This is a genomic window from Jejuia sp. G7-7 (assembly GCF_055808955.1).
In genome coordinates, this window is record NZ_JBVVSZ010000002.1 from 414,490 (window position 1) to 430,192 (window position 15,703).

16 protein-coding genes and 2 pseudogenes are annotated in these 15,703 nt (G+C 31.9%); 2 read left to right on the forward strand and 16 right to left on the reverse strand.

Translation table 11 applies throughout. From position 1 onward, the window contains the following. Nucleotides 1-24: 24 nt before the first annotated feature. The 15 genes and pseudogenes from AC0L5U_RS12070 to AC0L5U_RS12140 form a co-directional block, all read right to left on the reverse strand. The gene (locus tag AC0L5U_RS12070) at nt 25-804 is read right to left on the reverse strand and encodes an amidohydrolase (RefSeq protein ID WP_473416650.1); all 780 of its coding nucleotides are present in this window, start codon (nt 802-804) and stop codon (nt 25-27) included. Between the two features lie 88 nt (nt 805-892). Continuing rightward, nucleotides 893-1,189 carry a hypothetical protein gene (locus AC0L5U_RS12075; RefSeq protein ID WP_473416651.1) on the reverse strand — a complete coding sequence of 99 codons (297 nt, stop codon included), beginning with the start codon at nt 1,187-1,189 and terminating at the stop codon, nt 893-895. Next, the gene (locus tag AC0L5U_RS12080) at nt 1,156-1,392 is read right to left on the reverse strand and encodes a hypothetical protein (RefSeq protein WP_473416652.1); all 237 of its coding nucleotides are present in this window, start codon (nt 1,390-1,392) and stop codon (nt 1,156-1,158) included. Before AC0L5U_RS12080 ends, AC0L5U_RS12075 begins: the two co-directional genes overlap by 34 nt. A gap of 57 nt (nt 1,393-1,449) precedes the next feature. After that, nucleotides 1,450-1,947, reverse strand: coding sequence for a MutS-related protein (locus AC0L5U_RS12085; protein ID WP_473416653.1), 498 nt, complete (start codon nt 1,945-1,947; stop codon nt 1,450-1,452). Nucleotides 1,948-1,988: 41 nt separating this feature from the next. After that, nucleotides 1,989-2,669, reverse strand: a complete 681-nt coding sequence (locus tag AC0L5U_RS12090) for a hypothetical protein (protein WP_473416654.1) — start codon at nt 2,667-2,669, stop codon at nt 1,989-1,991. Beyond that, the gene (locus tag AC0L5U_RS12095; protein WP_473416655.1) at nt 2,642-3,220 is read right to left on the reverse strand and encodes a hypothetical protein; all 579 of its coding nucleotides are present in this window, start codon (nt 3,218-3,220) and stop codon (nt 2,642-2,644) included. The genes AC0L5U_RS12090 and AC0L5U_RS12095 overlap by 28 nt, the downstream gene beginning before the upstream one ends. Before the next feature lie 77 nt (nt 3,221-3,297). Beyond that, complete coding sequence (locus tag AC0L5U_RS12100; protein WP_473416656.1) at nt 3,298-4,014, reverse strand: Bax inhibitor-1/YccA family protein; 717 nt, start codon at nt 4,012-4,014, stop codon at nt 3,298-3,300. Nucleotides 4,015-4,016: 2 nt separating this feature from the next. Continuing rightward, nucleotides 4,017-4,738, reverse strand: a pseudogene (locus tag AC0L5U_RS12105) (zinc metallopeptidase). 155 nt (nt 4,739-4,893) lie between these two features. Beyond that, complete coding sequence (gene ald, locus AC0L5U_RS12110; protein ID WP_473416657.1) at nt 4,894-5,988, reverse strand: alanine dehydrogenase; 1,095 nt, start codon at nt 5,986-5,988, stop codon at nt 4,894-4,896. A gap of 182 nt (nt 5,989-6,170) precedes the next feature. Then, nucleotides 6,171-6,437, reverse strand: a complete 267-nt coding sequence (locus AC0L5U_RS12115) for a SemiSWEET family sugar transporter (protein WP_473416658.1) — start codon at nt 6,435-6,437, stop codon at nt 6,171-6,173. A 14-nt stretch (nt 6,438-6,451) separates the two neighbouring features. Continuing rightward, the gene (locus AC0L5U_RS12120; protein ID WP_473416659.1) at nt 6,452-8,227 is read right to left on the reverse strand and encodes a tetratricopeptide repeat protein; all 1,776 of its coding nucleotides are present in this window, start codon (nt 8,225-8,227) and stop codon (nt 6,452-6,454) included. A 175-nt stretch (nt 8,228-8,402) separates the two neighbouring features. After that, the gene (locus AC0L5U_RS12125; protein ID WP_473416660.1) at nt 8,403-8,525 is read right to left on the reverse strand and encodes a hypothetical protein; all 123 of its coding nucleotides are present in this window, start codon (nt 8,523-8,525) and stop codon (nt 8,403-8,405) included. 142 nt (nt 8,526-8,667) lie between these two features. Further along, the gene (gene serS / locus AC0L5U_RS12130; RefSeq protein ID WP_473416662.1) at nt 8,668-9,936 is read right to left on the reverse strand and encodes a serine--tRNA ligase; all 1,269 of its coding nucleotides are present in this window, start codon (nt 9,934-9,936) and stop codon (nt 8,668-8,670) included. Nucleotides 9,937-9,968: 32 nt separating this feature from the next. Continuing rightward, nucleotides 9,969-11,282 (reverse strand): HTTM domain-containing protein, encoded by a 1,314-nt coding sequence (locus AC0L5U_RS12135; RefSeq protein WP_473416664.1) that lies wholly within the window; start codon nt 11,280-11,282, stop codon nt 9,969-9,971. Continuing rightward, nucleotides 11,272-12,209: pseudogene (locus AC0L5U_RS12140) on the reverse strand (bifunctional riboflavin kinase/FAD synthetase). Before AC0L5U_RS12140 ends, AC0L5U_RS12135 begins: the two are co-directional and overlap by 11 nt. A 67-nt stretch (nt 12,210-12,276) precedes the next feature. Between AC0L5U_RS12140 and AC0L5U_RS12145 the strand changes: the two are divergent. Beyond that, nucleotides 12,277-12,498 carry a hypothetical protein gene (locus AC0L5U_RS12145; protein ID WP_473416665.1) on the forward strand — a complete coding sequence of 74 codons (222 nt, stop codon included), beginning with the start codon at nt 12,277-12,279 and terminating at the stop codon, nt 12,496-12,498. Next, nucleotides 12,485-15,019 (forward strand): zinc-dependent metalloprotease, encoded by a 2,535-nt coding sequence (locus AC0L5U_RS12150; RefSeq protein ID WP_473416666.1) that lies wholly within the window; start codon nt 12,485-12,487, stop codon nt 15,017-15,019. Before AC0L5U_RS12145 ends, AC0L5U_RS12150 begins: the two co-directional genes overlap by 14 nt. Nucleotides 15,020-15,037: 18 nt before the next feature. Here the strand turns inward: AC0L5U_RS12150 and pth are convergent, their stop codons facing one another. Continuing rightward, nucleotides 15,038-15,664 (reverse strand): aminoacyl-tRNA hydrolase, encoded by a 627-nt coding sequence (gene pth / locus AC0L5U_RS12155; protein WP_473416667.1) that lies wholly within the window; start codon nt 15,662-15,664, stop codon nt 15,038-15,040. Nucleotides 15,665-15,703: the final 39 nt, after the last annotated feature.

A 15,703-nucleotide genomic window follows, 5' to 3' on the forward strand; every position in this document is an offset into this window, starting at 1 on the left:
TTCAAATAAGACCAGTCAATAGTTTTAGGCTATATCAAACTCATCCCTATCGTTAAGAAATTTAAGTTTATTTCTATAACGCTCAATGTGTTTCTTGTTGAATTTAATTATTTCTACACTTTCTTTATTTAACGGTAAATCTGTCACCTTTTTGCCTAATACATCATATCCAGCAGAACTCCCACTATACTCAGCATCAACACCATCAACACCAACACGGTTTAAGCCTATACAATAACTCATATTTTCAATTGCTCTGGCTTTTAATAATGCATCCCAAGCATCTATTCGTGGTGTTGGCCAATTGGCTACATATAGCAAAACATCATAATCCTCACTATTTCTTGCCCAGACTGGAAAACGTAAATCGTAACAAATCATTGGACAAATTTTCCAACCCTTAAAATTTATAATTACTTTTTCTGTTCCAGCAGTATAGGTTTTGTGTTCTCCTACAAGTGTAAATGTGTGTCGTTTGTCATAATATTCTATTGTTCCATTTTGGGTAACAAAAAGTAATCTATTATAAAAATTATTGTTTTCGCTAATAACAATGCTCCCAACAATAGCAGTATTTTGTTTTGCAGACAAATCTTTCATCCAAGATACAGTTTTACCATTCATAGTCTCAGCAACTGCTTGGGCGTTCATAGTAAAACCAGAAGTGAACATTTCGGGAAGTATAATGAGGTCGATGTATTCAGTTATGGCATTTATCTTTTCCGTGAAGTTTAACCGATTTTGTTCTGGATTTTCCCAAACCAAATCAGATTGTATTAATGCTATTTTTAATTCTTCTTGCATAATGCTAAAATACCAATAAGTATAAACTAAAAAAACCTCAACATGTATAATATATTAAGGTTCTGTAATTTATAATAGCTAATATTAATTAGAGTTTCCCTTTAGCTTTATCTAGTTTAGATTTTAGCTTTTCGATTTTCTCTAACCAATCTCCTTCATCTTGAGGAGACAATTTGCCTTTCTTTTTTAACTTTTCGTATTTTTTAATGGCATCTTTGTGTTTCTTAGTCGCTTTTTCATAGTTTGACTGTGCCTTTTCTTTTTGTTTTAGAGCTTTTTCTGCTTTTTTCTGTTTCTTTTCTGCCTTTTTTTGTTCTTTTTCAGCTTTTTCCTTTTGCTTCTCGGCTTTTTCTAATTTTTCCTTTGCAGCTTCTGCTTCTTCCATCTCAAGTTTCTTCTTTTTGAAAATTGATAATATTTCAGTTTTTCTTCCGCAGTTAAGGCATTCGTAACGTCTACACCATCATTATAAATCATACCTTTTTTTACTTCGTAAACCTTATCGTTTACAGTTACTTGTTGCGCAAATAAAGATTTGCCTAGTAACGCAAAGGCTATTATTAATATAACTCTAATTGTATTTTTCATAATCTTAAATCTGTTTATAATTCAGACACTATTATATTCAAAAAGTCACTCCAATCATCAAACAATATTCATCTTCTTCAATAAAAATGATGCATTCATATTTTGACAAATACCTTGTTTTAATTTGTAGTCAAAATATAATTCGTCTTTGATAATTTCGGCATCAAAATAATAGTTTTTCACATCACCTAATTCTTTTTCTATTTCGCATAGACTTAAATCGTGGGTAGCGATAATTCCGGTGGCATTGGATGCTACTAGCTTCTCAACAAATTTTCTTGAGCCAATAGCTTTATCTGTACTATTTGTCCCTTTTAATATTTCATCTAAGACAATAAAATAAGGTTCTTTTTGAATAGCATCAACGATGTATTTAAGTCTGGTTAGTTCTGAAAAGAAATACGAACTATCATCAGTTAATGAATCGGATGTTCTCATACTAGTAATCAACTTTACTGGTGTGTATTCGCTTGACTTTGCGCAAACAGGCAAGCCCATGTTTGCCATAACAATATGTAGAGATACTGTTCTTAAAAATGTACTTTTCCCAGCCATATTTGCTCCTGTAACAATAAAAAACTGCTCGTTTTCTATAATTAGATTACTATCAACACGCTTTTTTTGTTTAATAAAGGATGACCTAAAGCTGTTGCTTTTATTACAGAAGCGTTTGTTTTAATCTCTGGAAAAACAAATTCAGGATGGTTAAATGTAAAGTTACCTAAAGAATTATAAGCATCAAAAAAGGATACGACTTCAAACCAATCTGAAACTTTATCGCCATATTGCCCTATCCATTTTTCAATACTAAAACTATGCTTTATATCCGTTAAAAAGAATCCGTTGCCAAAAATTGCACCTATAATATTATTTCTGTTATCTAAAGCATCTAACGACTTTGATAATTTTTTAAAAACAATAGATGCTTTTTCGTCATCAGATTTAATTTTATTCTGTTTCTGCTTTAGTAATTCTGAGGTAAACGTTTCATTTTCTATTAAATCTAACACCTGGGAGTATTGACGAAACGTATCTTTAACTTTATCTGTATAGGATGACAATTCGTTAATTTTTTTCACATACACCCCAGTAATTCCTAAACCTAAGAATAACCAATAGCCAATAATACTTTGATTTGAAATAATACTAAGGTAAGTAAGCACAGCTAATAATAGGGTGCCTAAAGTGAATACCAAAGGCAACCACCGCATTACATTAGGCAAAAACGATTTATAATTATTTAACCAAGCTAGGATAATTTTAGCGGGTGTTTCCACGTGAACCAAACTTGCATTTGCCGAATAAAACTGTCGCCATTAGGTTTGGAAGCCAATTCATCTATGGCTTTTTGACGCAACTCTACATCGTTAATAGCATTTGCTTTTAAACTATCAGCCAGTTTTAGTGTACCTTCGTTTATAGTTGTTCTGTTTATAAATTGAAAGAAAGAGCCACGACCAAACAAATCAATATCTAAACTATAGAAATGATTTGGATCCTGAAATTTATTCCCATCTGCCCTATCATAAAAATGGCCTGAAGCTATCTTTATTTCTTCTTCATTTAGTACTACCAAAGCTTTATTAAAATCTCTTTGTCGTTTTACGTCGGTATATTTTGATAAGAAATAAATAAATATAGCAACGCCAAAAACACCAATTAAAAGAGCTATTTGCCATTGGTTAAAAAACGCATATATACCAAATGCTACGGCAACAAAAACAATCAACCTAAACATACTCAGGGTAGTCATTTGCTTGTACAACCTTTTAACTTCAGATTGGTATTTTTCTGAATGTTCTCTATAATAGGATTGTGGTGTTTTCATTCTAATTTTAAAGCATGTAAAGTAACAAAAAAGCCCTGAACGAATTCAGAGCTTTATAATAAATTTATTTTTTGAGGTTAATCTCTAGACATAAAAATACTAAGTACATACCAAAATAAAAGCATCAATGAAGCAAATAACCCTAAAGCTGCAGGAATGTAATCATCTCTTGTATATTTATGTACCAAATTAGATGTTTGATATATAATTGAACCAGCAGCCAATAAGCACATAGCAACCGAAAACCATAAGCCCAAATTAAATCCAAATAAACTACCTGCAATAATTAAACCTATAGCTATAAAGAAACCAACAGTTAAACCAGTTTTTAAGAATGAAAAATCCTTTTTTGTGACAAAAACTACAGCCGAAAGCCCTGTAAACAAAGCCAAAGTAACTATTGCTGCTTGGTTTAAAATTTCTGGACCAGATTCCATGTAAAAAGCAGCGATATAAATTAACGGAACAAATATTAATGCTTCCGCTAGTATATAAACTCCATAAGCTAAATACTGCATGTTTTTGTCTGGAGTTTTTAGAGTCATTTTTTCTGCATAATTAGTTACCAACATAAAGCCACCTAGCATAATTAACCATCGCCATCCTTCAGTCATGGACAACATGAAATCAACAATAGTTTCACTTTGAAGTAATAAATATTCGAATAGAACAAATACTAAAACACCCCCGGCTACATGCGCATATGTTTTTTTATAAAATGCAACTTGTGCTTCATTGGTTAAATGACCTACTAGTGCTTTTGTTTGAAATTGATTTTCAATATTATTATCCATAATTATATTTTATTTATTTTAATGTTATTGTCTACTCCCCCGAACACTCTCAATGCCCAATATAGTAAGGATGCAATAGCTCCAAGTGCAGCAACTAAATATGTTCTAGCAGCCCATTTCAATGCATCTTCAGACCCTTTGTACTCATCAGGTGTTACCATATTTTTATTTTTTAACCAAGCCAATGCTCTATTACTTGCGTCATATTCAACAGGTAAAGTAATTACACTAAATAAGGTTGCAAAACTCATCATAACTAAACCTGCTATAGCTACCCATTTACCCATAACTCCCATAGCATTAGAAGCCATTAACGCAACACCTCCAAACACAACCCATTGAGACATACTAGAGGTAATTTGTACAACTGGAACTAATTTAGATCGCATAGTTAAATAACTATATGCCGTAGCATGCTGTACAGCATGACCAACTTCGTGAGCAGAAACAGCCGCTGCCGCAGCATTACGTTGATTGTATACAACTTCACTTAAATTAACGGTTTTGTCTCTTGGATTGTAATGATCAGTTAATTGTCCTTGAGTAGATATAACTCTAACATCGGTAATACCGTGATCTGCCAACATCTTTTCAGCAATTTCAGCCCCACTCATTCCATTCCTCAGTTGCACTCTAGAATATTTAGCAAATTTCCTTTTAATTGACTACTTACCAACCAACTGACAATAGAAATAGCACCTATTAATATATAATAACCTGTCATAATCTAATATTTAAAATAAAGGTAGCAAAAATAACACCAATATATAAAACTGAATTTTTGTCAGCTAAAGATATTATCGATATTGATAAAAACAAAAGCGTCTAAAACTTAATTTATAAGTACTTAGACACTTCAATCATAAACTCATAAAATCCTTAAGACATTTCCATATCGAAAGCTTCAGCAATTTCTTTATAAACAATTTTTCCGTTTACAATATTTAGTCCTTTTGCTAATGATCCATTATCATTACAAGCTTTCTTCCATCCATCATTTGCTAGTTTTATAACATATGGCAAAGTTACATTAGTCAATCCCATTGTTGATGTATAAGGTACTGCTCCTGGCATGTTTGCAACACTATAATGCACAACATCATCAATAATATATGTGGGGTCTTGATGTGTAGTTGGCTTTGTAGTTTCAAAGCAACCGCCTTGATCTACCGCCACATCAACCATAACAGTCCCCGGGCGCATATCTTTCAACATTTCTTTAGTGATTAATTTGGGGGCTTTTGCTCCTTTTATCAATACACCTCCGATAATTAAATCGGAATCAACAATATGCTTTCTAATATTATACTCACTTGAAAATTCACTAATAACATTATTCGGCATTACTTCACTTACATGACGTAAAGCTTTCATATTTATATCTAGAATAAACACATTAGCCCCTAATCCAGAAGCCATACGTGCAGCTTGCAGTCCAACAATACCAGCTCCTAAAATTAAAACTTTTGCTGGAGGCACACCCGGAATTCCGCCCAATAAAATACCTCTACCCATAATTGGTTTTTCTAGATATTTTGCACCTTGTTGGATAGACATACGTCCTGCAACTTCAGACATTGGTATTAATAATGGTAAAGCACCATCATTATCCTCAACTGTTTCATAAGCAATACAAACCGCTTTACTATCAATCATTGCTTTCGTTAATACTTCGCTAGAAGCAAAATGAAAATATGTAAAAACAACTTGATCTTCTTTTATTAAACCATATTCTTTTTCAATAGGCTCTTTAACCTTTACAATCATTTCAGCAGCATCGTACACTTTCTCAATAGTTTCAAGAATAGTCGCACCTGCATCTACATAATCTTCATCAGGAAAACCACTATTATAACCTGCATTTTTTTGCACAAATACAATATGATTTCTTTTAGTTAATTCGAAAACACCTGAAGGTGTCATACCAACTCGATTCTCGTTATTTTTAATTTCAATAGGAACACCAATTTTCATAAGAATAGATTTATTAAGAGGTGCAATATTAAAAATTTGAATTGAAAATAAACAATGAAATAGCTTTTTTTATGAATTTTCAATACCAATTTTAACAATAATTTATAAATTCAATAAATCACATCGATTTACTAGGAATTTAAGATACCCTCTTAAAAAGCACTAAAAAGCCATTATAGTAATTATCTTTTTGAATAGGTAACTTTGTAATAAAGTAAGAGTATTGCAGAAATTACAGTTATTGAATTGGCAAAAATCATGGACGGACTATGTTTTAAAAAGCCATAAATAAGCCACAACACAATACCAATAAAAAACAAAATCAACATTGGAAGAGATAAACTGGAAACATCTTTTGTTTTCCAAGTTTTATAAACTTGAGGTAAAAATGCTATAGTGGAAAGCGTTGCTGCTGCAAAACCAATAATTTCATTATAATCAAAGACCATAAATTCTATTTTGTTTAGTTAATGGCATCTCCTCGAAGTTTTCTAAACTTCTTTCTGGCTTCAATAAAATAAATACTATCTGCGTGTACAAAAACAATCTCTTTGTACAAGGTTTTAGCTTTTTCTGGTATGTTTAAATGCGTCATATACAATTCAGCTAAAGAATATATAGCGTTGTCAATTAAAATACCATCTTTATAATTATCAATAACCTTTTGATAGTTCTCTGCTGCGTTATCATACTGTTTTTTAATTTCAAAAAGTTGTGCTTGTTTGTATAAAGCTTGAGCAATAACTGGTTCCGTTTTATGTTCTTTTAAAACTCTATCTAAAATTACGATGGCTTCATCATTCCTATTTTGAAATGCCAACAAATCTGCTTTAGCATATAATTTCAACGCTGTTTGAAGCGAATCTTCATATTTATTATCAGAAATTAATAGTTTTAAATCTAGTGCATCATTTGCTATGAGTTGAGACGTAGAAGATTTTAAAATTTTAAGTTGAGATTCAGCCCATTTAAAATCTCCTTTATAATAACTCGTTTTTGCTACTTTAAAACGTGCCTTTTGAGAAATTGTACTATTCTTTAAATTACGTTGAATTTGAGTGTAATAAATTAATGCCTTATTGAATTTTTCTTGTAGCACAAGAATATCTCCAAGCTCTAACTTTATTTCGGCCTTTTGCATATCGTTAAGCGGTAATTTCAAGGCATCTTCTAAAAAAGCAGTAGCTTTGTTGGTTTGATTCATATGGAATGCTAGAAAATGTGCATATGCAATTTGCAATTCTAAAGTTTGAGAGAATGTGCCATAAGTATTGAATAATTCTAAGAATTTACTTTGCAATTCCTTATGAGATTTGGCATCACTTTTATTAATTTCAATCTGTAACAAATCGTAATAAGCCAATAATTTGGTATCAATATCTTGTGCTTTTTCAACTACATAGCTAAAAACTGAACGCGCTATTTCTATGTTACCTTCATGCTTTGCAATCTTGCCAAGATCTATAATACGCGATAAACTTTCGGGTTGGCGCGTATAAATAGCTTTCTCTTGTGTAAATGCTTTACTAAAATCTTTTTGCTGAATAAAAAGCCAACTCAACATTTCATTCCACAGTACATTAGGTGCTTGTTGTATTTTTTTAATAAGTAGTTTCCTTAAAACGACATTACTTTCGTTGTATCCATCTTCACTTATAAAATCACTTATAGCCCGTTTGATATTGCTCAACGAAATAGGGTTTTTCTCTGCAAAATCGATGTAATTGAGCATCATTTTCTCAATCTCACCTTGTTCTCCATAAATTTTTGCTAGTGGTAATTTCAAATTTAGCGTCGGCTTAAGCTCCATCGCTTTCTCATATGTTATGGCAGCTTTATTTAAAAGTGAATAATTTTGAAAACTACGTGCAACTGAAAATGCATTATTTGGGCTTACCAAAAGACTATTTATGGCAATATTATAGTTCTCCTCTGCTTTTTCTAAGTTGTTTTTTAATTGGTAATTATACCCCAAATCCACATAAAACGCTGGGTAATTTGTTCTACCAATAATTTTCAATAAAAAACCTTCAGATTCTTGATATTGCTCCAATTGTTGATGCGAATCTATAATTTGTTTGATATAACTAATGTTTGAAGGCGACTTAGCATATAGTTTTTTATACTCATACAATGCCTTTTCAAAATCGCCATTTTTAAAGTATTCTTTGGCAGCAGCATCATTTTGAGCAAACAGTATTGTTGACGTAAATAAGTATAAAAAAGTTATCAATCTCATAAGGTAAAGATAACAAAATGTGGTTTTAAGAGAAGTGATACCAAAACTAAAAAATGCCCGAAATAAAACATTCGGGCATAACCAACCAAAATTAATGTTCTATTAACTAAACCATCGTTATTAATAACGACAATATCACTCGATTGGGGACAGCCTTTAAGATGTGTAAAAAAGATTATTTTTTCACAACCGCTATCGTTTCATTTTCAGATTTTTCTAAACTAAAATCTGAAAACAAAACTTTACTTGCGATAAAAATAAGTGCAATAAGCAAAACTAAGCGCTTTACATTCTTCATGGTTAAGTAGGTTAATTGATTTTGGTTATGCTATATTCTGAAATATCACAAAAAACACCAAGCAAACCCACTAAAAATCGTCAAACAACATTAAAAAAATGTATTTTATCGATTATTTTTATTTATTTGAAAGAATATTCTATCAAATAATATCAAAACCTGTATAAGAACGAAGTACTTCTGGAATCACTATACCCTCTTCTGTTTGGTAGTTTTCTAAAATACCTGCTAAAATTCTTGGCAACGCTAAAGAACTACCATTTAATGTATGTGCCAATTCATTTTTACCATCAGCATTTTTAAACCTTAGTTTTAAACGATTAGCTTGAAAAGTTTCAAAATTAGAAACCGAAGACACTTCCAACCATCTATCTTGAGCTGTAGAAAAGACTTCAAAATCGTATGTTAAAGCTGAAGCAAAAGAAGTATCTCCTGCACATAAACGTAATATTCTATAAGGCAATTTAAGCTCTTCTATAATGGCTTTTACATGATTTACCATACCATCCAAAGCTTCATAAGATTTGCCTGGATGCTCAACCCTAATAATCTCAACTTTATCAAATTGATGCAACCTATTTAAACCTCTTACATGAGCGCCATAACTTCCAGCTTCACGACGAAAACACGGAGTATAACCAGTTATTCCGACAGGTAAATCGGCTTCATTTAAAACCACATCTCTAAAAATATTTGTCCCAGGCACTTCTGCAGTAGGTATTAAATACAAATTATCCTCTGTTACATGATACATTTGCCCCTCTTTATCTGGTAATTGTCCTGTACCAATCCCGGAAGCTTCATTTACCAAATGTGGTAATTGATATTCTGTATAACCAGCTTCAGTATTTTTATCTAAAAAATAAGCGATTAATGCTCGTTGCAATCTTGCACCTTTTCCTTTATAAACAGGAAAACCAGCACCAGTAATTTTATTACCAAGCTCAAAATCTATGATATCGTATTTTTTAGCTAGTTCCCAATGAGGTAGAGCATCTTTATGTAATTTTGGAATATCACCTTCTCTTAAAATCTCTTCATTATCCGCTTCTGAAACTCCGTCAGGCACAGATTCATGAGGTACATTTGGAATTTGAAACAATAAATTTTTTAGGCTATCAATAGTTTCATTTAGACTATCTGTAAGTGTTTTTGATGTTTCTTTAAGCTCTCCCGTTTTGGTTTTTAAAACATTAGCCTCCGCTACTTTTCCCGATTTATATAAGAATCCTATTTCTTTAGAAATTGAATTAGACTCTGCTAGTGTATTATCTAGTTTTGCTTGTAAATTTTTCCTGTTCTCATCTAAAGTAATAACTTCATCTACTATTTTAGCAGCATCAATGTTACGTTTTGTTAAACGTTCAATTACAACTTTTTTATTTTCTTTTATAAATGGGACTTGTAGCATGTTTCTAAAATTTAAGCCACAAATTTAATGATTTAATTCTTTTTAGAGGGCAAAATCCAATCGTTATGCTTAAAGGGTTGCCAAGGTAAACTCGCAATATCAATATCGGGATTTATTAATCTTCGTAGTGGCTTCCCATTTAAACTCACTCTACAATCTACATAGACAGCGACATCTTTACCTTTTGCTTTAAAATCTTCTTTTAAATGTTTTGAAAACTGCCAGATTACATCAGGTTTTGTACTTGCACCTCGTTGTTGTTTTTTTGTGAGATAATCATCTAGATTAATAATAGTATTTTCTTCGGAATTTTTATCCACAATTCTATAAGTTATCAATCCGTTTTTTGCTCTCAACATCATGCGCCATGATAGTCGGTGTCCTTCTTCAGTCCAAAGAACATCATCTTTAAAAAAATGGTGACGCAACGGTAATACGATTTGAATTAAGAAATAAATTGAAAACAGCACAATAAAACCATTCTTGAATAATGGAAATTTCACTTCATCTTCATTATAAAAACCTCTCTTTTTGAGAAAAATATTTCTAATAGTTTTAGGCGGAAAGAAAAACAAATAAAATGCTAATGCTAAATAAGGGAATATACCTATTTGGAATATTATTGAATTAAATAAATGAAATCCAATAGACACTATAAAAGCCCATTTCCTTGTTGGTTTCCAAAGTAAAAAAGGAATTATTAAGCCATCAAAAAGAATACCTCCATAAGTTAATATTTGCTGCAACCATTTTTCTTGTAATAATTCGCCAACTAGATAATATTTTTTTCCTCGCATTAACACCTCTAAGACAGTTCCATCTAACCAATCTGGATATAATTTTGCTGCCGATGCATAAGTATAAACTATAAATAATTGTAGAATAAAAACGAGTTTACACCAATTTGGCATTGCGTTTGTTTTAATAGACTTATTTAACTTTGCATCAATAGAAACGTCTCTACTTGCAGGCATAAAAACCATTATCGCACTAATCAACATCAATAAATAATAATGATTGTTATATGATGATTTTTGCATTAAATACGTTCCTGACCAAAGTAGTGTAAAACCTATAATGCTTATTCTATATTTGTAGCCCATCATGATAAGCAACCCAAATATGCTCATAACAATATAGTAGATATACATGCCATTGCCTTCCAATGGTTGTAACCATTCAAAACCTATAAATGAAAATGTAAATTTAGGTGCTATTAATGTCTTTTGTACCCAACCTGTAAGAATGGCTCCAAAAGATTCTAAAAAACAAAGTGCCCCAAAAAAGATTCTAAAAATTACTAATTGTGAATTATCAATATGTCTAAACAACCAATTATTTAGCATGATGATTTTCTATAAAATTTAGTGAAAATAATTGATCCTTTTTTAATTGATCTTTTAATGCTTCAATAGATTGAAACTTCTCTTCATCACGAATACGTTCTAAAATATCTATTTGAATTTTTTGATTGTATATGGATTCATTAAAATTAAAAAGTGAACCTCTATAGATTCCTTTTTACCGTTAACAGTTGGATTAACACCAATATTCATCATACCGAAAATCTGTTCTCCATTAATTATCGATTTTACCACATAGGAACCTTGCTTTGGAATAATTTTATAGCTCTCTTCTATGTTTAAATTTGCCGTGGGATAACCTAATTGCTTTCCAATACCTTTACCTTTAACAATAGTTCCTGTTAACATAAAGGGGTGTCCTAAATATTTATTGGCTTTAATAATTTCGCCATTTAAAAGTGCCTTTCTAATTTTTGTAGAACTAACGGCGACATCATTAATATCTTGAGCCGAAATCTCTTCTACTTCAAAACCAAACGCTTCCCCATACCTAATTAAATCATCAATATCAGCATTTCTATTCCTACCAAACCTATGATCGTAACCAATAATTATTTTTTTCGCATTCAGTCTATCAACTAAAATTTGTTTTACAAATTCTTCAGCAGATAGTCTTGAAAAATCTATGGTAAACTTTTTTATCAGTAAATAATCTAGCCCTAAATGTTCTAAAATTTCGCTACGCTCATCTATAGTATTTATCAATTTTATGTCTGAATCTTTTTGTAAAACCATTCTCGGATGCGGGAAAAAAGTAAGAATCACAGAATTTAAACGTTCTTCATTAGCAAGGTTAATAAGACGCTTTACTATTTTTTGATGACCAATATGAACCCCATCAAAAGTACCAATGGTTACCACCGTGGGAACTTTAGATTTATATGATTCAATTTTCATAGTTTTACCCATAAATGCCTAAAATTGTTAATTTCATCGAAATAAGCTAGATTTGTTACTAAAAGCCCCTAGAATAGTTATGAAAACAAAACTACATTATGTTTTTTCATTTGCAATATTTTTAGTTGTATTTTCTCTTCATGGACAAAATTCTGCTTGGAAAGCTATAAAAAACGCTACTGAAACTAAAACTATTTATGATTTAAATCTGAATACATCAAAAGTGCAGTATTTTAGTTTGAATTCATCGTTATTTCAACAAAACCTTAACGCTGTATCAAATTTTTTTGCAAAAAAGTAATTCTAGCATTTTAAAAATCCCTGTTGAAAACGGAACGTTAAAATCGTTTAACGTAATTGAATCTTCAGTTTTTTCTCCTAAACTTGCTGCTAAATTTCCGCATATAAAATCTTACAAAGGCTATGCGCTTGACGGCTCTGGTGCTCGATTAAGTATGAGTGTATCTCCAGAAGGAGTGCAAACTATGATTTCATATTTAAATAAACCTGATGTATTTATGCAACCCTTAAAAAAAGGTGCAAATGAATATGTAGTTTATCAAAAAAACAGTAAAACCAAAACATCAGAAGCCTTTAGATGTGGTACTTTAGATGCTTTAAAAAGTGAAGCATCAAAATCTAACATTATTTTGACAGACGAAGGTGGTGCAAACGATAAAATACTTCAAAAGTTTAGAATTGCCATATCAGTTACAGGAGAATACACAGCGTACCATGGAGGCACCATTGGTGGTGCTTTAGCTGGAATAAACGCTACATTAACTCGAGTAAACGCTATTTTTGAAGCAGACATGGCTATTACTTTTGAATTGGTTGATGCTACCGAAATAATTTTTACTGATGCAACTACCGACCCTTATTCTGATGCAGGTGTAGGCACCGATGAAAGTAACTTTAACAATCTCAATGGATGGAGTTTACAATTACAAAACACCTTAACGTCAACTATTGGCAATACAGCTTATGATATTGGTCACTTATTTGGTCACGATGGCGGTGGAGGTTTTGCTGGTTGTATAGGCTGTGTATGTGAAAATAGTTCTAAAGGTAGTGCTTTTACTTCTCCACCAGATGCAAGACCAGAAGGTGATTCTTTTGATCTGGATTATGTAATTCATGAAATTGGGCATCAAATGGGAGCTAACCATACATGGGCATTTGATACTGAAGGTACTGGCGTAAACTCTGAACCAGGAAGCGGCACAACAGTTATGGCTTATGCAGGTTTACAAGGAGAAGACAATGTAGCAACCAATAGTGATCCTTATTTTCACTTTCACAGTATTAAACAAATATTAGACAATCTAGCTACAAAAAATTGTCAATCAACTGAAGCTATAACTAATAACCCTCCTAGTACTGATGCCGGAAGTGATTTTATAATTCCCGCTGGAACACCTTACATCTTAAAAGGCATTGCTACTGATGCTGATGGTAGCGATGTACATACGTATTGCTGGGAACAAACTGATAGCGGAAGAGTAGATAATAATAATTTTGGCCCAACCATAAATAATGGTTCCATGAATAGATCTCTACCGCCTTCAACTTCGTCAGACAGGCATATCCCTAGACTCAGTAGTGTTTTAAATGGAAGAATTACGCAAACTAATCCAGGATTAGGTAGTGATTGGGAAACTGCTTCAACTATAACAAGAACACTAAATTGGGCATTAACTGTTAGAGACAGAGACCCTATGAGCAATAGTGTAGGTCAGTCTAGTTATGATACAATGCAAATTCAAGTTAGAGCTGGCTCTTCTTCAAGCCCTATTGGTCCTTTTGCAATAACCTCTCAAGCTACTTCGGATATTAGTTGGTTACAAAACTCAACTGAAACTATTACATGGGATGTTGCAGGAACTGATGCCAATGGCATAAACACATCAAACGTTAATATTCTATTATCAACCGATGCAGGTGTAACTTTTAATACTGTTTTAGCGAACAATACTCCTAACGATGGATCGGAAAGCATCATCGTACCTAATATAGCTGCACCTATGTGTAGAATAATGATTGTACCTGTTAATAATATTTATTACGCCGTAAACTCAGTAGATTTTGCTATTGGATATGAGGTTACTACAATTTGTGAAGAACAATATGTGTCTAGCCAAGATTTAGGTTTATCCATTTTAGATGGTCAAACCACTTCAAATATTATAAATGTACCAAATTCAGGAACATTAAGCAGCATTAAAGCCAATGTTGATATTACTCATAGTTTTATAAGTGATTTAATTGTTACTCTGCAACATCCTAACGGGACTACTTCAACCCTTTGGTCTGAAAACTGCTTTAGAGATACGGGTTATGAAGATTTTGATATTACTTTTGATGATGATGCTACAAGTGTGAATTGTGCGTCACCAACAACAGGAACTTTTATTCCTGCTAACTCCTTGAGTACTTTTGAAGGTCTGGATAGTCAAGGCAACTGGTCGCTTTCTATTGCAGATGGTTTTGAAGGTGATGAAGGCACACTCAATGATTGGTCTTTAGAGTTTTGTATTACTTCTTTTGAATTAATTGAAGATACATTTGTTGGATTTAGTGTTTTTCCAAATCCAAACAATGGAAAGTTTAACATTAAACTGAATACAAGTACTAATACTGATGAACGCAACCTAAAACTTGAAGTTTTTGATATGAGAGGTCGTTTTATTCATACTGAAACATTTAGTGGCGCATCAAGAATTACAAAAAGCATTAATCTTGATCATTTACAAGCTGGCATGTACTTTTTAAACGTGTATGATACAAATAAAACTTATACTCATAAAATAGTTATAAAATAGGAAAGAGATATTATTAAATTACTTCCCATTAAAAGTATTCATGGTATTGTTTATACCTGCGAGCACGAAAGATTTAATTAACTCTATAGATTTATCAAGGCGTTCTGGAAGCTTGTCATTTTCTTCATTTGTCCATTCTCCTAAAACATAATCTATTTGTCTGCCTTTGTTAAAAGCATCACTAATCCCAAATCTAAAACGATTGTATTTGGTTGTATTTAATGTATGTTGAATATCTTTTAAGCCATTATGTCCGCCATCGCTTCCTTTTGTTTTTAAGCGAATACTCCCAAAGGAAAGGTTCAAATCGTCAGTAATAACTAAAAGGTTTTCTAAAGGAATTTTTTCTTTTGTTAACCAATAAGAAACTGCTTTTCCGCTCAAATTCATAAACGTACTCGGTTTCAAAAAAACAAAAGTCCTACCTTTCAGTTTGTAAGCAGCAATAGCCCCCAACTTCTCCGTTTCAAAAGAAAAGTCTTCTTTTTTGGCAAAATGATCTAAAACCTTAAAACCTATATTATGGCGTGTTTCAGCATACTTATCGCCTATATTACCCAAACCAACAATTAAAAATTTCTTCATAGGGTCTTGCTCTTCTTTAGGTTTTTTAAATCTGAAAATATTCCATAAAAACCTACACATACATATTACATTTAAAATATTATCAAAAATAAAAAAGCA